This is a genomic window from Marinoscillum sp. (genome assembly GCF_965229915.1).
Lineage (GTDB): Bacteria > Bacteroidota > Bacteroidia > Cytophagales > Cyclobacteriaceae > Marinoscillum.
The window spans coordinates 1279061-1297153 of the sequence record NZ_CBDDJZ010000001.1 but is presented as its reverse complement, the minus strand read 5'-3'; the positions used below and the strand labels follow the sequence as shown (position 1 = coordinate 1297153).

The following is an 18093-nucleotide window of genomic DNA, read 5'->3' as shown; positions in this document are numbered from 1 at the left end:
CAAGCAGAATGCAGGATTTACAAGCGTTAGTGAATTTTAGCTTCCTTACTAGTTTTTAGCAAGAGGTTGGTACCGGTAGTGACCGATGAGCTGGTAGTCAAATAGCATGTCTTCTATTACCTGACCTCTACCGATGTTGTGCACGATCATGGGGAGTCCGGTGTCTTCACCAATCTCATCACTGACAATACCTATATGGGTGACAGCCCCGCCCAAATTCCAGCAGACAATATCTCCGGGAAGGTATTGGTCTGGATCTGTTGATAGAGGTAGTGTGATACCGTATCGTTCGAAAAAGGTCATCAGATTGGGTACACGCCGGTGATCGATGTTCTTATCTGTTGTGCTCAGACCCCAGATGGTGGGGTATCGGTCAAAATGCGTTTTCATGTCCTCGTGTACTTCTTTTTGTAGGTCTATTCCCAGTTTGCGATAAGCCCTGATGACCACATCCGTGCACACACCTTTGCCTTCGGGCACATCTCCATTGGGGTAATTAATCGAAAAGTAAGAGGGATCATAAACCACTGAAACCTGGGTGAGCGTTTCTGCAGAGTCAGCCAACTGCTCATAGAAGCTCGTTTGTGAAAAAACCAGTGAAGGTAGGAGAGTACATAGGATAACCAGGCTTTTCATTCGGCTGAGTTCAGAGAAGTGAAGTTAGCCTGAATTAAGATTATTCCTCTGTCGACTGACCTTCGTATTTTGAAATGATCTTCTGGGCGTTTTCTACATCCACTTTTGCCACGTACACTTTAACTGCTCCACTGCCTCCGGGAGCAGAATGCCAGGGAAAAATTGTTCCTATGTATTCATCTTTTAAGAAAGCTATAATACCCGCATGTTCCATGAGGTTTTTGACCTGACAGGCCTCAATAAATGTACTAGAGTAGACTTCTGTCAATGCGATATTGGCTTCTTCAGACATGACCTTACATGGGTATGGACAACAATGGAATCGTTTTGCCGGAGGCCATGATGCTGGTTTTGCTGCGATGAGTGAGTGAATCCCAGAAGCCATGCTTTTGTGGAGCCATTACCAGCAGGTCCGACTCAGAATCCATCATTTCATCTCGTATGGCTTTGACTATTTCTCTGGAGCGTACATTCTTGTAATAGTAGGTTACATCTACCATTACTTCATCGATCACTTGTGTGTCTTCTTGATTAAAAACCTGCTCAGCCTGTTCGCTCACATTGAAAATCTCTACATCTGCACCAAAGTTAGCGGCTATGTCGTGTGTTGCTTCCAGTGCTCTGGAAGGTAGATCGTGTGTTGCATCATAGGCAAAGAGTATTTTGTTAATTCCGTTGAATGATGAGTCTATCGGTACGGACAGGATGGGAATAGAAAGCTTGTGAATGGCAGAGGTGGTGGTGTTACCCAGCAGTTCCTGCTCGATCGATTTTGGCGCCATGCCCATGACCAGGAGGTCAGCTGATGTGGCCTCAGTGCATCGCACTATTTCTTCGAAAAAGTCGCCAGTGGCATGATACGGAGTGATCATAACTCCATATTTTTCCATGATGATGGAGGCCACCGCTGTTGCTTCCCGGTGGTTACTGTGCTCCAGTTCGTCAAATGAAGTGCTGGAAGCTCGAGCATTCATGGCGTGGATAGAGGGCTTGTATAAGTTGAACAGGATCAATTCACTTTCTTGCATAGCGGCCAGTTGAGCCGCATACTCAGTGGCGTGATTGGCTTCTCGAGAAAAGTCCGATGCAACAATTAGCTTTTTCATTTTTGAGGTTGCTCACTAAAGGGGCTTTGGATTACCCTACAAACATAAACCCTTAAATGGGCTAAAAAGTGCCATTTTGGATGAGTTATGTCAGCTCAGAGGAAGATAAATGCCGTGATCTTTTGACCAGTTTTCAGCTTTTCTTGTTGGCGTATTTGTGCCTTGAGAGGTAGGATGTAGGTGTTCTTTTTGGTATCAAACCAAATGGCGGTATCCCATGTGGTATCACCGATTTTGGCGGTTGCTTTGAGCCGACCCCAACCTTCCTCTTGCCATTTGAGATGCGTCCTGATTTCTGTAGCCAGGTCCTCTGGAAGTGATATGAAATACCAACCTCCTGGAGCGCCATATTGCCAGATTTCAGCGGAGAAGGTGTAGGTGATTTTGGCCTGCATGAATTTTAAAATGTGAGTGATGAATGGAAGTGTAAGATAGAGTTGGTCGTATTTCGGTGCAATCTCCAGTCACAAAAAAGATGATTGCTTTTACCTTCATTCAAGTTCAGTTAAAACTGGATTACTCATCCCAGTCATCATCACTATCATTGTTTACTGGAGCTTTTGGCATGTTTTTCATGGTTTGCTGAAGTGAGGCCATCAGGCTACTTGCACTAAACACAGGTTTTTTAAGATCGGCAATTCGATTGGTCAGGGAAAGCGCCAATGCATATGCATTCTTGACTAATTGGGATAAGTTCCCGCTGGAGGGTAGTTTGAGTAGCCTCGCAAGTTCATCAAAGCGACCACCAATAGCCTGTTCGAGTTGTTGTCGTATTTCTTCAAATTCTTTACGATTTATTTCCAATTGTTGTATCCATTTTTCCATTTCTTTTTCGAGGACTGGCAATTCTGTATTAGCTTTTTTAGAAGCTTCAGTGTATTTAAGATCTGTCTGTGGTTTCTGGCTTAGTAGTTGTTTGTATTCTTCAAACTTCAACTTTATTTCTTGAATGGTCGATCCAAGTTGCTTTATGGACCTTTCTTGATCTTGTAATGACTCCAATCCCATTTCGACAAATCGTTTGATGCGAACGATATTCATGGTTTTTCGCATGTCATCATGTGATTCGTCAAGGCGTTTGTCGAGGTATCCCAAATCATGGATTTCTGTATGGCTTGCTGCAGCAAAAAACTCAGATTCTCCAATTCCCAGGATAGCATTCTGGCCACTTTCATCTGTTTGGATGTAACTGAGTAGTACCTGTGATATAGGCAGTAGTGCTCCCAGGGTTGTGGCCCATTTTTCACCGGTGCCTTTAGTCATTCCGGCGTAGGACCAGGACTCAAGACTGGCTCTGCTGGGGCGAGGTGACTGCCGGCTGGTGACCAGGTGTCCAGGATTGGTATCATGACTGTGGTCCTCTCTGCGGTAGACCATGATTTTTGGTAATGATCCTGGGTGCCGAACGGAGTTTTTCAATGCCGAGAAATAAAGCATGGCGATAGTAAAAGCATGCTGATGTACCAGAGCATTTACAGCGGTAAGATTCATGGTATCCGGCATGTCCTCATGGCCATCTATTCCATGCCAGACTTGCTTGTTTCTTCCCGCTACTGCCATTTGTTCCCATAGTGTTTTGGCTTGAACCGATGGACCACTCCATGAGTTGCCGAGCTGCGCATCATGCAAATGACTCAGATACTCGGCTTCTGCCTTGGGTAGAAAGGTCATCAAGAGCTTGGAAGCACCCGCCATCCCTGTGACCTTGCCCCAGGTATCCTGATTACCGCGAGTAAGCGGGTCGATGATTGCAGGTAGCTGGTGATGGATTTCAGCGATGTATTGTACCTTGATAGCGTGCAATAATGCCATGACGTAGGCTACATGGGTGTCTTTGGTATGCAAATCTTTTACTAGAAGCGTCATCATTGGTCGCAGCAATGGCTGAGAGGGGCCACTGCTCAAAGAGTTCATTAAGCTGTAAACAATGGGCCATTGTTGTCCCAGACTTTGCTGTCCCATGTTGCCAAAATTCTTTGCTATACTCTGGACTGAAGCGGACGGAAGTGCCTGGAAAATGATCCTGGTATCTGGATAAATCATTACTGGCCCATGCAGTTGCTGCATTCTATTTACGCCTTCTATCAAGCTCCACTTCAGTATTGCCTTGGGTTTGGGTCCCCATTGATTTGGCAAATGGTTCGAAGCTGCATTGGCTACCATGGGAGAGGTAAGAAACCCCAGTATGGACCTGACAATGATTCGTGGACCTCCGCTACTGGCTTGCCTGTCTTCAAAAGCACCGGGTTGCTTGATCAATTCTGATAGTACTGTGGCATTGGTTATGAGGCTATGCTCTTTGATCTGGGATTTATGACTACCATCATCTTCATGAACTGGATCTAAGTCTTGCGTGCTGGCTTTTAGAGCTTTTTCACGTTGTTGATTATACTTGTTGGTAGGCCAGTTATCAGTGATCCAGAGCGAAATGGTCATAGGTGATCCACTTACATGTTGAGTTTTAAACTGACTGATCAATAGTTGGTCACCAGTTTCTGAAATGGCTTTAAGCACACTCTCATAGATCAGAATTGAGATTTGATGGCTCTTTTGCTCATTGACAAAAATACCCTGGACAATCCCTTGGTCTGGAAGTGATGTTCCTGATCCACTATAGGCACCTGGAGGTGTGGTTAGTGCTTTTGTCCCCATCATTGTGGCCTCATTCTCTAGTGAGGGACTATCATTTATGTTAATACTGGATTTTAGCTGCATTGTCGGCTGTACCCGACCTTGCTTCTGCTGCACCACATGCCACGCTTCGTGTGGGAGGTGTTTTTCCTGACCAGGCCCCAGGTGTATGTGAGTGCCCTGGGCATAAGCTGCTGCTTGGAGCTGTGCCGGTTTGCTTGAATTTCGGTGAACTTTCACATCGTCCATGGAAAAGCCGGAAAGACTTTCTATGCCTGCTTTCAAATTGTCCGGCAGTCCAGTGTGGTTGCTTTTTGTCTGAACCGTTTGACTCAGACGGGAGCTGTAGGTGTCTGCTACCTTTTTTAGTTTGAGCTGTGCGATGGCTTCCGGCCTGTTATTGACCATCTGTTGGGTTCCATCGGAATTGAAATTAGATGACAATCTCGAAGACACCGCATGCTTTCCAGAGACCTGCTCTTTGTTGGTGTGGGAGTTTACTGTCGGCATTTTCGGTTCGAATAAGTATTCATACCAGAAAATGGAAAAGGTTACCTGCAAAAAAAGATAAATCCCGCTTAAACTATTAGGAGGTGTGACAACATCGGGGCTTGATCCATGGCAGCCCCATTACCGTTTGTCACACCTAATGAATTAAACCGGCTGATAATTGATCATCCAGTTGATGCCGTACTTATCCTGAAAGGCTCCGTAGTAGGCACCCCAAAACATGTCTTTCATGCCCATTTCCACTTCACCACCTGCTGAAAGTTCGTTGAACAGCCGGTCAGCTTCAGCTTTGCTATCGGGTTCTAATTGGATATGCATATTGTTGCCAGGAGTTACTTTAAAGCCCATACTCTCCGGCGCATCGGTAGCCATGAGTCGATGACCGCCCATGATGGTCAGTTCTACATGGATAATAAGCTTGCGATTGGAGTCATCCAAAGGCGGCTGACCCGGAAAACTAAAATCCTCGAAGCGCTGAAGTCCACGGCCAGTAAACTCTCCTCCGAATACCTTCTTGTAAAACAGGAACACTTCTTCGGTATTTCCAGGAAAGTTAAGGTAAGTAGCTACACCCGGTCGACTGCTCGTTTTGTTCTCTTTTTGGAGCTTAAACTGCGTGCTGATGTAATGATCCAGATTGTCCAATCCAGCACTAAATCCTTCTTTAAAGCCCATCTCCACGATTTTCTCTAAATCTTCGAGGCTTTTGTAGCTGATAGTAATGGCGACCAGCGTTCGGTCTTCCTCATGATCAGAAAAGGTGTTTTCCCAATGAGATCCCGGATGCCCCTCATTGATGACTCCCTCACTATCGCAGAAGGCATCATCCACCTCAAACACCTCTTCGGGCGTGATATTGGAATAATCCGCTCTGCACCAGTGAACATCTCCTTCAGGACCTTCCATGTTGTACAACCAAAATCCTCCGTCTCGAAAGTCCATCGTTTTGGTGTTGCATTTGTAGGGTTTGGGAGCCCACCATTGATCGAGGATTTCGGCGGTGGTCCAGGCTTTCCAGACGATATCACGCGGTGCATCGAATTCACGCTTTACGTGGATGGTATTGTTGGACTTGTCTACTGTGAAGTCCGTTAATAGTGCTTTATTCATGATTTAATGAGTTTTTCGTTGAGATATTTTTGTAGTCTTTCGCCATTTTGTTTCAAACCTTCTGCTGCGTTGTGTGCTTTCAGGATCGCTTGTAACAAGTCGGCAGTTTTAAAGGTCATCGTCCAGATCAGTGTGGTTCCATTGTCATCTGATTGAAATTCCACTTCAGCTAGAAAATCAGGATTGTAGTGTTCGTAACTGATTCTTTTTAATGGGACAATTTCTTTGAAGACGCTACGGTTGGGATAGTTGGTACCATCGGGCCCATGCATGGTCAGTAGCCATTCGCCTCCTTCCCGAAAGTCCATTTTGTGAATGGTGGTGCTGAATCCAGTTGGACCCCACCATTGAGCGATGTGTTCTGGATGGCTCCATGCTTCCCACATGAGTTCTGGTGATACATCAAATGTTCGCTCAAGAGTAATTTGCCGGTCTTTAATATCCATTTGCTTGGAGGTCTATTGGTGTTTAGTGTGCCTCGGTGTATTTGGCATAATTATCCAGGATGGCCTGCCATCCATTTCTTTGCATTTCCATTGGGTTTTCAGACTCCGGATCGAATACCACTGTTACAAGTGTGTGCTCGGTTTGCTGCTCGAATGTGACTGAGACTTGCCGACCATCTCCTAGCGTATAGGCAAATGACTCACCTGGCTCAATGGCGCTGTAGACTGCTTCAAAATCAAAGCCGAAGCTGCCATCCTTTGCTTCCATTCTGGCTGTGTATTTGCCACCTACACGCAGGTTATTAGATGCGGAAGGGCAGTGCCAGGAGGGATCTGCAAAATTCCATTGAGTGATGTGTTTTGGCTGAGTGTAATAGTCCCATGCTTTTTGGGAGTCAGCGGCTACTGTCGCTTGAATCGTTAGTTTATTGCTCATAGTTAAAAAGTTGTTGCTTTTGATTAGTTCTTTTTCAGATTGGCCAGATACCGGTCCAGGTTATCGAAGCGGTTTTCCATCAGTTGTCGGAATTGCTTCAGCCATTTTTCTATTTCTTTCATCTTGTCGCTGTTGAGGTGGTAGTGGATTTCTCGGCCTTGCTGCTCCTGTGTTACCACCTCACATTCTACTAATACTTTGAGGTGCTTGGACACCGCCTGCCGACTGGTGTTGAAGTGTTCTGCCATGGCATTAGGTGTCATAGCACTTGCAGCCAGCAGAAAGATAATGGCACGGCGTGTAGGGTCTGCTATCGCCTGGAAAACGTCTCTTCGAATGGATTTTGATTTATTCGCTACCATATGGTTGCAAATATATATGCAACAATTTGGTTGCGCAAATAAAACTGGGAATTTTTAAATGATGCAGGATGATTTCTTTTCTTTGACTCTATGAAAAAAGTCAAATGGGGAATCATTAGCACCGGACGCATAGCTGGTGAGTTTGCGTCAGATTTTAAGTATGTAGACAATGCGGAATTGGTGGCAGTGGCCTCCAGGTCGCAGGAAAGTGCCGATGCATTTGCTCAAAAACATGGGATACCAAAAGCTTACGACAGCTATCAAAAACTGTACGAAGACCCGAATGTAGAGGCCATCTATGTAGCCACTCCACACAATTTTCATTTTGAAAATAGCAAAGAAGCACTGGCTTATGGTAAGGCAGTTCTCTGTGAAAAGCCCATTACGATCAATCCTCAGCAGTTTGACGAGTTGCGAGCTTTTGCTAAAGAAAAGGACTGCTACCTGATGGAGGGCATGTGGACCTATTTTCATCCGGCCATTCAAAAAGCCCAGGAATGGGTGAGTGATGGAAGAATTGGTCAGCTGGTGCAGGTCAAAGCAGACTTTGGGTATGCGGTTCCTTTTGATGCCAAGGGTAGGATGTACAATCCCGATTTGGCAGGTGGAGCACTCTTGGATATGGGCATTTATCCCATTGCTATGGCCTGGCTATTTCTGAGAAAGGATCCGAAGGAAATTCACGTAACGTGTCACAAGGCAAGTACTGGTGTGGATGATGATGTGAATATTTTGTTTGATTATGGAGACGAAACCGCCAACCTGGCAACATCCTTCCGCAGTAAACTGCACAACAACCTCTTTGTGATTGGTACGGAAGCAACTATCCGAATTCCATTTTTTTGGAAAGCTTCAGAAGTTTATCTATACAAGGGAGATGAACAGGTAGATTATTTTCATGATGATCGGGAAAGCATTGGTTTCAATCATGAACTGCGGGCAGTCAGTCAGGATATCCTGGATGGTAAAAAGGAATCAGCCATCATGCCGCATCCCCATTCTGCTAAGTTCCAGGAACTAATGAGTAAGGTGATGGAGCGGTTTTTAATTCTTAGGTAACAAAGGAGAAAAGTTGTACGACTTATTGTACAATTATTAATAGATTTACACTATGGAAATCACATCATACTCCAATTTCAGACAGCATCTTAAGTCTTTTCTGTCAAAGGTTATTTCATCACGCGACACTTTATATGTTACCCAGCAGAACGGTGAAGATGTAGTGGTGATGAGCAAGTCAGACTATGAAGGCATGCAGGAAACGCTGTTTTTATTGAGTAGTCCAAAAAACGCACAACGTCTGAAAGAGTCGCTTGAGGAATATCAGCAGGGCGGAGGTACGCCCCGGGAACTGCTAGATTAAATGGAGACGGTTTTTTTGACCCACGCCTGGGAAGATTATTTGTATTGGCAATCCCATGACAAGAAAACGCTCAAGCGGGTAAATGAACTAATCAAGCAATGCCAGCGAACACCTTTTGAGGGAATCGGAAAACCAGAAGGGCTAAAGGGTGATTTGTCAGGCTGGTGGTCCAGAAGGATTACCCAGGAACACCGCTTGGTTTACAGAGTGGAAAATGACCGACTGATCATTGCCCAATGCCGGAATCATTATTGATTTTGACGTCCGTCTCACCAATCCAGCACAAACTTGTGCTCCTTCAGCGACCGGTAGACTTCCTCGTCAAATCGGAAAAGTTTCGCTGCGCGGTGGGAGACATTGTCCTGCTTTTCATCACAGTCAATCAGGAGCTTCATGCCCAGCATCTTTCTTCGGAAATTAGGTTTATCCAGCTTGATCTGTAAAATGGATTCGTACAGATTTTGCAATTGCAGTAGAGTGAATTTTTTGGGCAGTAAATTGAAGCCAATCGGTTCTTGCTTCACCTTGATTTTGAGTTGGTCCCAGGCATACTGTAGTATATCCCGATGGTCATAGGGTAGCTCTGGTAGCTCATTGATAGAAAACCACTGCACATCCGATGCGGTAAAGCCCGCCACCAGGTCATAGTCCGCATCTCTTATCAACGTATAATAGGCAACCGTCACCACGCGCTTACCAGGAAAGCGGTCCACAGCCCCAAAGGCTTTCAGCTGCTCCAGAAACAGGTTATCTACACCAGTAAGTAATTTAAGTATGCGATCTGCTGCGGTATCCAACGACTCATCGTAGGTAATCCAGCCACCAGGCAATGCCCATTTGCCCTTGCTGATGCCTTCCGCATGTTTGACCAGCAGTACCTTCAGCTCGTCCGTAAAACCAAAAATCACACAGTCTATGGACAGGTCGTCCATAATAGGATGCTCCACGATCTATCGTTTGTTAATTCTCCACAATACTAAAGTAAATAAAATTCACGAAGTAATAGTCATAATGACTATAAGTTTCTATATTTGGAAAAACAACACGCTAAAAATGTATTTTATTGGTTACGACATAGGAAGCTCCAGTATCAAGGCGGCCCTCCTTGATGGGGAGACCAACCGGCAACTGGCGGTGGCGCATTTTCCTGAGACAGAACTTGACATCAGCAGTCCACAGCCTGGATTTGCTGAGCAAAACCCTGAGCTCTGGTGGGAGTGCGTCTTGCAGTCTACCCGAGCTGTGTTGGCTCGTGCCAATGTAGATGCGTCACAGGTAAAAGGCATTGGTATCTCCTACCAAATGCACGGCTTGGTGATGGTAGACAAGGACCTGAAGGTCCTCCGTCCTTCGATCATTTGGTGCGATAGCCGCGCTGTGACAACGGGTGATGAACTACTGGCTCAGATCGGTGAGGTAAAAAGCAATGAGCACATGCTCAACGCGCCGGGTAACTTCACGGCTTCCAAACTGAAATGGGTGAAGGATAACGAGCCGGAGCTTTTTGAGAAAGTATATAAAATCATGCTGCCAGGTGACTATGTCGCCATGCGTATGACGGGCTTGCCCACTACTACCGTATCCGGACTTTCAGAAGGAATCTTTTGGGACTTTAAAAACGAAGAGCTGTCCAAACCACTCATGGAGGCTTGTGGGTTTGATGAGTCGGTGATTTCACAGATCGTTCCGACTTTTGGGGAGCAAGGCGCACTTACTGCGCAGGCAGCGGAAGCATTAGGGTTACCAGAAGGAATTCAGGTGGCTTACCGTGCTGGAGATCAGCCCAACAATGCACTTTCGCTTGGAGTGTTTAATCCCGGAGAAATCGCCGCGACTGGCGGTACTTCCGGTGTAGTGTATGGAGTGAAAGGAACGCCTGTTTTCGATCCCAAATCGCGAGTCAACAGCTTCGCGCACGTGAACCATACCAGTGAAGATCCGCGAATAGGTGTACTGCTATGCATTAATGGCTCAGGGATTCAGTACCGATACATTCGCCAGATGTTGGCCAAAGACAATGTCAACTATGATGACATGGAAGCAATGGCCAACAAAGTAGCAGTCGGTTCGGATGGGTTGAAAGTGTTGCCTTTTGGCAATGGAGCCGAACGCATGCTGTCCAACAAAGACCTGGGTGCATCCATGCTCGGAGTTCAGTTCAACAGACACAAGCCAGAGCACTTTTTCAGAGCTTCTCTGGAAGGCATTGCTTTTTCCTTCATGTACGGCATGGAAGTAATGCAGGAATTGGACATGGACATCAACAAACTCCGTGTGGGCAACGATAACCTCTTTCAATCCCAGGTATTCAGCAACACCATCGCTTCACTTTCCGGTGCGCCAATAGAAATGGTGCAGACAACTGGCGCTATTGGAGCAGCGCGTGGAGCGGCCTATGGATTGGGTTATTATAAAACACTGTCGGAGGCAGTAGCTGGGGATACCATCCTTCGTGTGTACGAGCCGCAGCAGGGCAACTACCAGCAGGCTTATCAAAGCTGGAAAAACGAATTAGCAAAAATCTTAAACAAATAGTCATGAGTAATATCGTATTAGGAGACAAAGAATATTTCAAAGGAATTGGGAAAATCCAGTTCGAAGGACGAGAGTCGGACAATCCGTTCGCCTTCAAATTCTATGATGAAAACAAAGTAGTGGCCGGCAAAACCATGAAGGAGCACTTCCGATTTGCTGTGGCGTACTGGCATTCATTCTGTGGTACCGGCGGTGATCCATTTGGTCCGGGTACCCGTGTCATGCCTTGGGCTACCAGTGCTGATCCATACCAGGCCGCTAAGGACAAAATGGATGCGGGGTTTGAGTTCATCACCAAAATTGGTGCACCGTTCTTCTGTTTTCACGATTTTGATCTGATCGATGAGGCTGACAACATGGATGAGTCACAGAAACGACTGGACTTCATCACGGACTATGCGAAAGAGAAAATGGCTGAGTCAGGTGTGAAGTTGCTTTGGGGTACAGCCAACCTGTTTTCCAATCCACAGTACATGAACGGAGCGTCTACCAATCCGGACTTTAAAGTGGTAGCTCGTGCGGGCCGACAACTAAAAGGTGCATTGGATGCGACGATCAAGCTAAACGGTGAGAACTATGTGTTCTGGGGCGGAAGAGAAGGCTACATGAGTCTGCTCAATACCAACTTGAAGCGTGAGGTAGATCACCTGGCACAGTTCCTGACCATGGCACGGGATTATGCCCGAGCTCAAGGATTTAAGGGTACTTTCTTCATTGAGCCGAAACCTGCAGAGCCGACCAAGCACCAGTACGACTTTGATGCGGCGACTGTGATCGGCTTTTTGAGAGAGTATAACCTGATGGATGATTTTAAAATCAACCTGGAGGTGAACCACGCCACGCTGGCCAACCACACCATGCAGCATGAAATGGAAGTGGCTGCAAGTGCTGGACTGCTGGGTAGTATGGATGCCAACAGAGGCGACTACCAAAACGGCTGGGATACCGATCAGTTCCCAACCAACCTCAACGAGCTGACCGAGATGATGATGATCTTTCTGGAGCACGGCGGACTGCAAGGTGGCGGTATCAACTTCGATGCGAAGCTGCGCAGAAACTCTACAGATCTGGACGATCTGTTCCATGCACACATTGGTGGGATGGACAACTTCGCTCGTTCACTAATGATTGCAGATGACATCCTAAAGAACTCCAACTACTCGAAGTTGAAAGCAGATAGGTATGCGTCGTTTGACTCAGGTGATGGCAAGTCATTCGAAGATGGCAAGCTAACTCTGGAGCAACTAGCCAAGCTTGGTGACAACACCGAGCTGACCAGCGGCAAGCAGGAGCTGTTTGAGAACATCATCAATAATTACATTAAATAAGTCTTTTGATGCCTTGACATCCTGATATTTATTGTCATGGGTTTCTCAATAATTACATGTAAGCCAATAAGATAGTTTTCTTCATAAGGTAAACCCACGGTCGCGAGGCTGTGGGTTTTTTATTTTGCCTTAATCACCTTAATATAACCTTCTGTGAAGATTTGTCCCAGAGTCATTTTTTCCTCGTTGACATAAAAAGAATCATTACCCTGAACATATCTTACACTCTCTGGATTTACCAGTAGAAGGTAATTGTCTCTGTCATGTAACACGCTTAAATTATCATCAGAAAGCTCAATTTCCTCAATATATGAAATGGACCCATTGTTGATTAAATCAGAGATTGGGATGACTTGATTATTCATTTTGAAGCAATATTTCTGACCACCACCTGGCATTCCAAACCATGGAGCGGCAGTTCCTACAGAAACGGAAATATTAGAAGGAATGTCATTTACAGTGAAGTGCTTTTTATCAAGTCCAGTAAAATGTGGAGGAAGTGATTTGCGCTCAAAAGGTTCATCTGCTTTCCAGAAAAAGCATCCCTGATTTTGCCATTCAGGATTTGTTGGGTCAGGACTTCTATGAACATCGTAATAGTGCATGTAAAGATCACTGAATAACATTTTCAGTGTGGAGTCATTAACCTTCTGAGCTAGGAGTTTTGAATCTGGTTTTTGCTTACTTCTTTTAAATAGATTTTTGAACACTTTTTTCGACTATTTAGATATACTTTAGTTTAGTCTAAGCTGCTAGAAGCACTGAAGTTTCCATTGTGAATTGTCCTTTCAGATGGCTCAGTTCGCATGTGCACGCCTAATGGGGTCATTTTAGTCTGTTATGATTTGGCTATTCCTTAAGAACAAAAGTTCCATCATTCCACTCTAAAATAAGACAGTTGTCTTCGCTTCCGTCTACACAAAACCGAAGATCTTTTCCCTCAATTGGGAGTTTGAAAACAAACTCTTCCTCCGAATTGTCTGGGGAGTAACCAGGTACAAGTTTGTCTGAAAGGGTTGCCACATCTGGTATCAGTGACTCAACTTTTTTAAATGTACCACTTGTATGTTTTTCAAATGATATGCTTGGTTGATCTCCCATTGCTGTCAATTGTGTTGCAATAAGTTGAGAACCATCACTGACGTTCCAATAAACCATATCTATAAATACTTCTACAGGACCCGGTGTGTAAGCTAAGTAGCCATTTTTTGGCATATACTTCTCGATGTAGTAGTCAGGCTCGTTAGTAGAAACATTTTCAAGTATTTCATGGACCTTTGGTGTATTTTGATTGTCTTTTTTTTCAAGTATGACTTGAAGTCTTTTGTATGAATTTTTTACAAAAAATTTATCAATACCATTTAAGTCCTTTATCAATGAATTTAAAAAGGCAGAATCCTGTGCGGTTAATGAGTAGGCTTGAGCGTCTTGAATACTTACTTCTGCTTCCGCTGCTTCTTGAGATATGTTTGTCTTCTGATTTCCAGTCTGTTGACATCCAATTAGCATTACGATTAGACCTAAATGTAAGCAAGTGTTTAGATTCTTTATTTGTAGCATGATCTCTGTTCGTTCATAACAACCTAAAATCCGTAAGCTGGACTTTTCATCCCGATAGTTATCGGGACTATAAAAGTATCTTATCGCACTAGCCTTTGCAAACCCGTCTGCAGGTGAGACAAGGAGCTTAGCTAGCTTATAGATGTGTTTGTTGTGGGTAGTTTAGAATACTATAAACCATTTTGGAAGTTTAAAGAGGCGGTAGTAACACCCCACCGTTACCGTTAGGATTGGGATAGGTGATTGGTGATCATCGGTCGTTGAGCAGTTTCTGATATATGAAAAGATTGTCGCCTGCACACGAGACAGACGACATGTTCTAAGCATTTATAGCTATAGTGGTTCTATGAACCATTCTATTTATTCTGTTAGTTGATTTTGTTTCCTTTATTATCATAGTCCTCAAAGGGGAAGTAATTCAGTACGTCATACTCCCACACATTTGTAGGGAATATCACCACCAGGTTGGCGGTTTCCTCTCCAATATTTTTGAAGGCGTGAGGCACCATGGGTGGAATATTGACGATATATGGCGCAGAAATGGTGAATATGGTATCTCCCAGTGCATATAAAATCTCCCCATCGAGCAATACATGGGATTCTTCGCCTTTATGTGTATGCATAGGAGGCGCTCCTCCTGGGAAAGTTTCAGTAATACCGATTACCAGGTTTTGATAGCCATGCTTGTAACCTTCCATCACGTGTACATATTCGCCTGGTCCCGGATTGATCGCGGGCAGGTCTTCGACCTTAGCGGCATAGTCCTTCCAGTACTTCAGATTTTTGGTTTCGTAACCTGAGGGTACAGTTCTCCTTTCCAATACCTTATGTTGGTGATGCTGGGCATGTAGGTATTCAATAATCGAATCAGGCACAGTTTTTACCTCATCGACCAATTTCTCAATAGAGAAGGTTTCTTTTGCTGCAGAGGATCCATGCGTGTGACCATCTGAGTCTCCACCGTGGCTGTGTGGATGCTGCTCGGAAGCAACTTCCTTGGATTTGTCTTGCTGTCCACAAGAGAGCATACTAAGCGTAATGAAAGCTGCAGCAATCAATGATAGTTTGTTCATTAAATTCATTAGGTAAGTGATTTGTAAAACATGTGTGCATTTGCCGTAGACTCACGGTGCTTGCACTTTTTTTGGCATTTTAAGAATACAATTTTTTGCCATGTGAGTCAACTAAATCCAGGGTCAAGTACGGAAAATGGCGGAAATTGAAAGAATATGAAGGTTTTTTAGTACTATTTGGAGTCTATCTCAGTGGATTGTTGGTTTACACCAATAGGGGGCTCAATGCTAGAAATTTGGTCAACTGCCGGCGGGTTTCCGATGTGCTTTCCTTTGCCTTCATGATTAGTAAGATAAGAAATGCAGTACAAAAGAATTATTATTGCCAGTCACGATTAACTAGTTGCCATTGGAAAAGCGGAACATCTTCTCATCCAAGTTTGAAAAGAAATCTACTGATGAACTCAAGCGAATAAGTGTTAGCCAAGAACATCAGGAGACAGCAAAGTTGGCTACCATCTGGGAGTTAGAAAAGCGCGAGGGTGTTAGTAAGGAACTGGCTGAAAGGGCTTCTTCCATTCAGGAGAAAGAGGAGCAGAGAAAAGAAGAAAACAAAGCAGCCGAGCGATTTCAGACTACCGGACCGAGATTCGTTGCGGCCGTTATCGATTTGTTTTTGTTCATTGGTTGCGCTGGCTTAGTTGGTGTTATTCCAGTGCCTGCCTGGATCACCTCTTTGTTTGGGTTCATAGCAATAGGTGTTCCATATTTCTATTCCGTATTCATGCATGCCCAGTACGGTCAGACACTGGGTAAAATGGCTATGTCCATCAAAGTGATTGATTATGCCAAAGAGTCAAGGATAACGATGAAACAAGCTTTTCTAAGAGATATAGGTCCAGTAATATACATCATGGTGGTTTGGCTAAATATTTTGTTCATGGCAATCTATCGAGATCAGGCAGCTGAAGCAGTGGTTATTGTTATCATGATTTTGCAAATCGTTTATTGGGGTTGGACGGTGATGGAAATTGTGAGCATGCTATTTGATGATAAGTCTCGATCCATACCAGATTACATCGCCGGTACAGTGGTGGTCAGGGAGTGAATGCTTGCAATCTCTCGCAATAACACTTAGCTTGAACATCCACAAAGAAACATACCCATGAAGAACCTAATCACCTTATGGCTGGCTGCTGGAATCGTTTCTGGTTGTTATAGCCCAAAACCAATCAAGTCTGAGACATCTTCCGATAACTACCTTGACTACTCCGGCACACTATCTGAGCTAAGCGGTGGTGCCCGCATGATACCTATTGAGACTCCGAGCGGCACTTTCAATGTCTGGACCAAACGTGTAGGCAACAATCCCAAAATGAAGTTGCTCTTACTCCACGGAGGCCCTGGAGCATCGCACGAGTACTTTGAGTGCTTTGATTCGTTCTTACCAAAGGCGGGTATTGAGTATTACTACTACGATCAGTTAGAGTCAGCTTACAGCGATCAGCCTTCGGATACTAGTTTGTGGAACATCGATCGATTTGTGGAAGAAGTGGAGCAGGTGCGTAAGGCACTGGGGCTTAACAAAGACAATTTTTACTTACTCGGCCATAGCTGGGGCGGAATCCTGGGAATGGAATATGCCCTCAAGTATCAGGAAAACCTCAAAGGATTGATCATCTCCAACATGATGGCCAGTATCCCAGAATATGTGGACTATGCGAATAACGTGCTGGGACCACAACTGGACTCGGTAGTTCTTGCTGAGATTCGACAGTTAGAGGCCAACGAAGACTATGCGAATCCGAGGTATACTGAATTAATTTATGAGCACTACTATCCGAGACATGTCTTGCGCATGCCGATGAGCGAATGGCCAGATCCGGTTAATCGAGGCTTTGCCAACATCAACGCAGACATGTATGTGACCATGCAGGGTCCGAGCGAATTTGGAATAGTCGGTGATGCGAAACTCAAGAATTGGGACCGAACGGCTGACCTGGAAAAAATCACCGTGCCCGTACTTTCGATAGGAGGAGCACACGATACCATGGATCCGGAGCATATGAAAATGATTGCTGAAACGGTCCCCAATGGTCAGTACTTGCATTGTCCGGAAGGCAGTCACTTTTCCATGTACGATGATCAGCAAACCTACTTCTCAGGACTGGTTGACTTTATTCATTCAGTTAATCAAAATAGCATGAATTGATGAAGCTAGAACGATACAATCAAAAATTACTGGCAGTACTCGGTACTATAGCAGTAGTAGCTTTGGTCTTATTCGTCCTTTTTATGGGTGGACTGATAATCAATGAAGTGATGCGCAATTTCCGATTCAATGACCAGCCTGACAATGCCCTGATTGTTGATAGGGACTCAACCGAGACCAAGGAGAACACTGAGGAGTTCATCCGCAAGCAAGAGCTAACGCTGGGTACGCCAAGATTGATTGACACACTACAGTCGCTGTACTTAATTCCTGTTTCACAAGTCAACCTTAAAGAGCCTGAACAGATCAGAAGGCGTAAGACAGAGGCATTGCTGGATCTGTCCATGTCAAAAGGTTATGGTTACCACAGTTACTCTGGGTATTTCAATAACATCATTTTGTACAATCGCCCGGCAGATAGAAAAACGCCAGTATTTGCTGAAAAAGTACTATTGACCCAATTTGAGCACCGTGAGATTAATAGTCGGCTTTACTTGCTCATCAGCGGAACAACAAAGGACACCAATAAAAACGGTAAGCTGGATGGTGCGGATCTGCAGTCCTTTTGGCTTTATGACCTACAAACAGCTACTTTGAAACAAGTAGCTTTTGAAGGATTGAGTTTGAATACTTATTATGTGCCGCATGCTTCGGCAGAGATTCTTTTGAACATGTCACGGGATAAGGACCGAAATGGAGAAATTGATGAATACCGTGAACCAACCATCATCAAGCGATTGAATTTGACATCTGGTAAAGTGGATGATCTGGTGGATGATCGTTTGCAGAAACAGCTGCAGGAATTGATTGACTAAGTATCTTTCACGCTATTCTTTCGTATCTTT

At 44.7% G+C, this 18093-nt stretch carries 21 protein-coding genes; 8 read left to right on the top strand and 13 right to left on the bottom strand.

Annotated elements, in window-relative coordinates; all coding sequences use genetic code 11:
• Window positions 1-48 precede the first annotated feature (48 nt).
• The 9 genes from ACO067_RS05515 to ACO067_RS05475 all read right to left on the bottom strand — a co-directional run bounded on the left by ACO067_RS05515 (window position 49) and on the right by ACO067_RS05475 (window position 7213).
• The gene (locus ACO067_RS05515; RefSeq protein ID WP_421871641.1) at window positions 49-636 is read right to left on the bottom strand and encodes a DUF1287 domain-containing protein; all 588 of its coding nucleotides are present in this window, start codon (window positions 634-636) and stop codon (window positions 49-51) included.
• A 40-nt stretch (window positions 637-676) separates the two neighbouring features.
• The gene (locus ACO067_RS05510; RefSeq protein ID WP_421871639.1) at window positions 677-928 is read right to left on the bottom strand and encodes a putative signal transducing protein; all 252 of its coding nucleotides are present in this window, start codon (window positions 926-928) and stop codon (window positions 677-679) included.
• 4 nt (window positions 929-932) lie between these two features.
• Window positions 933-1742 (bottom strand): universal stress protein, encoded by an 810-nt coding sequence (locus ACO067_RS05505; protein WP_421871638.1) that lies wholly within the window; start codon window positions 1740-1742, stop codon window positions 933-935.
• A 95-nt stretch (window positions 1743-1837) separates the two neighbouring features.
• Window positions 1838-2137 carry a DUF1905 domain-containing protein gene (locus tag ACO067_RS05500; RefSeq protein ID WP_421871636.1) on the bottom strand — a complete coding sequence of 100 codons (300 nt, stop codon included), beginning with the start codon at window positions 2135-2137 and terminating at the stop codon, window positions 1838-1840.
• A 121-nt stretch (window positions 2138-2258) separates the two neighbouring features.
• Entirely contained in the window at window positions 2259-4883 is a 2625-nt protein-coding gene (locus ACO067_RS05495) for an eCIS core domain-containing protein (RefSeq protein ID WP_421871634.1), read from the bottom strand.
• 144 nt (window positions 4884-5027) lie between these two features.
• The gene (locus ACO067_RS05490; RefSeq protein WP_421871632.1) at window positions 5028-5993 is read right to left on the bottom strand and encodes an SRPBCC domain-containing protein; all 966 of its coding nucleotides are present in this window, start codon (window positions 5991-5993) and stop codon (window positions 5028-5030) included.
• Window positions 5990-6439, bottom strand: coding sequence for an SRPBCC family protein (locus ACO067_RS05485; RefSeq protein WP_421871630.1), 450 nt, complete (start codon window positions 6437-6439; stop codon window positions 5990-5992). Before ACO067_RS05485 ends, ACO067_RS05490 begins: the two co-directional genes overlap by 4 nt.
• Window positions 6440-6461: 22 nt before the next feature.
• A complete protein-coding gene (locus ACO067_RS05480) occupies window positions 6462-6875 on the bottom strand; it encodes an SRPBCC family protein (RefSeq protein ID WP_421871628.1) in 414 nt (137 codons plus the stop codon).
• 23 nt (window positions 6876-6898) lie between these two features.
• A complete protein-coding gene (locus ACO067_RS05475) occupies window positions 6899-7213 on the bottom strand; it encodes an ArsR/SmtB family transcription factor (protein WP_421878274.1) in 315 nt (104 codons plus the stop codon).
• 114 nt (window positions 7214-7327) lie between these two features.
• Here ACO067_RS05475 and ACO067_RS05470 point away from each other — a divergent pair, with 114 nt between their 5' ends.
• Genes ACO067_RS05470 through ACO067_RS05460 form a run of 3 tightly spaced genes read left to right on the top strand, consistent with a single transcriptional unit; the run spans window position 7328 to window position 8855 of the window.
• Entirely contained in the window at window positions 7328-8296 is a 969-nt protein-coding gene (locus tag ACO067_RS05470; protein ID WP_421871626.1) for a Gfo/Idh/MocA family protein, read from the top strand.
• A 52-nt stretch (window positions 8297-8348) separates the two neighbouring features.
• Complete coding sequence (locus ACO067_RS05465) at window positions 8349-8600, top strand: type II toxin-antitoxin system Phd/YefM family antitoxin (RefSeq protein WP_421871624.1); 252 nt, start codon at window positions 8349-8351, stop codon at window positions 8598-8600.
• The gene (locus tag ACO067_RS05460) at window positions 8601-8855 is read left to right on the top strand and encodes a Txe/YoeB family addiction module toxin (RefSeq protein ID WP_421871622.1); all 255 of its coding nucleotides are present in this window, start codon (window positions 8601-8603) and stop codon (window positions 8853-8855) included.
• 14 nt (window positions 8856-8869) lie between these two features.
• On the opposite strand, the gene ACO067_RS05455 is transcribed toward ACO067_RS05460, so the two are convergent.
• Complete coding sequence (locus tag ACO067_RS05455; RefSeq protein ID WP_421871620.1) at window positions 8870-9547, bottom strand: NUDIX hydrolase; 678 nt, start codon at window positions 9545-9547, stop codon at window positions 8870-8872.
• Window positions 9548-9653: 106 nt separating this feature from the next.
• On the opposite strand from ACO067_RS05455, the gene ACO067_RS05450 reads away from it, so the two are divergent.
• Together ACO067_RS05450 and xylA are read left to right on the top strand one after the other, a co-directional pair.
• Window positions 9654-11135 (top strand): xylulokinase, encoded by a 1482-nt coding sequence (locus ACO067_RS05450; RefSeq protein ID WP_421871618.1) that lies wholly within the window; start codon window positions 9654-9656, stop codon window positions 11133-11135.
• A gap of 2 nt (window positions 11136-11137) precedes the next feature.
• Window positions 11138-12463: a xylose isomerase gene (gene xylA, locus ACO067_RS05445; RefSeq protein ID WP_421871616.1), complete on the top strand. Its 1326-nt coding sequence runs from the start codon at window positions 11138-11140 to the stop codon at window positions 12461-12463.
• Between the two features lie 119 nt (window positions 12464-12582).
• Here xylA and ACO067_RS05440 read toward each other — a convergent pair whose 3' ends face one another.
• The 3 genes from ACO067_RS05440 to ACO067_RS05430 form a co-directional block, all read right to left on the bottom strand.
• Window positions 12583-13173: a glycohydrolase toxin TNT-related protein gene (locus tag ACO067_RS05440; protein ID WP_421871614.1), complete on the bottom strand. Its 591-nt coding sequence runs from the start codon at window positions 13171-13173 to the stop codon at window positions 12583-12585.
• Between the two features lie 139 nt (window positions 13174-13312).
• Window positions 13313-14023, bottom strand: a complete 711-nt coding sequence (locus ACO067_RS05435; protein ID WP_421871613.1) for a hypothetical protein — start codon at window positions 14021-14023, stop codon at window positions 13313-13315.
• Window positions 14024-14391: 368 nt separating this feature from the next.
• The gene (locus ACO067_RS05430) at window positions 14392-15096 is read right to left on the bottom strand and encodes a cupin domain-containing protein (protein WP_421871611.1); all 705 of its coding nucleotides are present in this window, start codon (window positions 15094-15096) and stop codon (window positions 14392-14394) included.
• 349 nt (window positions 15097-15445) lie between these two features.
• Between ACO067_RS05430 and ACO067_RS05425 the strand changes: the two genes are divergently transcribed.
• From ACO067_RS05425 to ACO067_RS05415, 3 genes are read left to right on the top strand one after another with little or no spacing between them, the layout of a single operon-like run.
• The gene (locus tag ACO067_RS05425; protein WP_421871609.1) at window positions 15446-16144 is read left to right on the top strand and encodes an RDD family protein; all 699 of its coding nucleotides are present in this window, start codon (window positions 15446-15448) and stop codon (window positions 16142-16144) included.
• 57 nt (window positions 16145-16201) lie between these two features.
• Window positions 16202-17248, top strand: a complete 1047-nt coding sequence (locus tag ACO067_RS05420; RefSeq protein WP_421871607.1) for a proline iminopeptidase-family hydrolase — start codon at window positions 16202-16204, stop codon at window positions 17246-17248.
• Entirely contained in the window at window positions 17248-18063 is an 816-nt protein-coding gene (locus ACO067_RS05415; protein ID WP_421871605.1) for a hypothetical protein, read from the top strand. Before ACO067_RS05420 ends, ACO067_RS05415 begins: the two co-directional genes overlap by 1 nt.
• Window positions 18064-18093 lie beyond the last annotated feature (30 nt).

Excerpts from the sequence above, each read along its gene's own strand:
- ACO067_RS05430 (WP_421871611.1), bottom strand. The coding sequence starts at position 15,096 with ATGAACAAACTATCATTGATTGCTGCAGCTTTCATTACGCTTAGTATG.
- ACO067_RS05480 (WP_421871628.1), bottom strand. The coding sequence starts at position 6,875 with ATGAGCAATAAACTAACGATTCAAGCGACAGTAGCCGCTGACTCCCAA.
- ACO067_RS05460 (WP_421871622.1), top strand. The coding sequence starts at position 8,601 with ATGGAGACGGTTTTTTTGACCCACGCCTGGGAAGATTATTTGTATTGG.
- xylA (WP_421871616.1), top strand. The coding sequence starts at position 11,138 with ATGAGTAATATCGTATTAGGAGACAAAGAATATTTCAAAGGAATTGGG.
- ACO067_RS05515 (WP_421871641.1), bottom strand. The coding sequence starts at position 636 with ATGAAAAGCCTGGTTATCCTATGTACTCTCCTACCTTCACTGGTTTTT.
- ACO067_RS05485 (WP_421871630.1), bottom strand. The coding sequence starts at position 6,439 with ATGGATATTAAAGACCGGCAAATTACTCTTGAGCGAACATTTGATGTA.
- ACO067_RS05470 (WP_421871626.1), top strand. The coding sequence starts at position 7,328 with ATGAAAAAAGTCAAATGGGGAATCATTAGCACCGGACGCATAGCTGGT.
- ACO067_RS05465 (WP_421871624.1), top strand. The coding sequence starts at position 8,349 with ATGGAAATCACATCATACTCCAATTTCAGACAGCATCTTAAGTCTTTT.
- ACO067_RS05510 (WP_421871639.1), bottom strand. The coding sequence starts at position 928 with ATGTCTGAAGAAGCCAATATCGCATTGACAGAAGTCTACTCTAGTACA.
- ACO067_RS05495 (WP_421871634.1), bottom strand. The coding sequence starts at position 4,883 with ATGCCGACAGTAAACTCCCACACCAACAAAGAGCAGGTCTCTGGAAAG.
- ACO067_RS05490 (WP_421871632.1), bottom strand. The coding sequence starts at position 5,993 with ATGAATAAAGCACTATTAACGGACTTCACAGTAGACAAGTCCAACAAT.
- ACO067_RS05505 (WP_421871638.1), bottom strand. The coding sequence starts at position 1,742 with ATGAAAAAGCTAATTGTTGCATCGGACTTTTCTCGAGAAGCCAATCAC.
- ACO067_RS05500 (WP_421871636.1), bottom strand. The coding sequence starts at position 2,137 with ATGCAGGCCAAAATCACCTACACCTTCTCCGCTGAAATCTGGCAATAT.
- ACO067_RS05435 (WP_421871613.1), bottom strand. The coding sequence starts at position 14,023 with ATGCTACAAATAAAGAATCTAAACACTTGCTTACATTTAGGTCTAATC.
- ACO067_RS05415 (WP_421871605.1), top strand. The coding sequence starts at position 17,248 with ATGAAGCTAGAACGATACAATCAAAAATTACTGGCAGTACTCGGTACT.
- ACO067_RS05420 (WP_421871607.1), top strand. The coding sequence starts at position 16,202 with ATGAAGAACCTAATCACCTTATGGCTGGCTGCTGGAATCGTTTCTGGT.
- ACO067_RS05450 (WP_421871618.1), top strand. The coding sequence starts at position 9,654 with ATGTATTTTATTGGTTACGACATAGGAAGCTCCAGTATCAAGGCGGCC.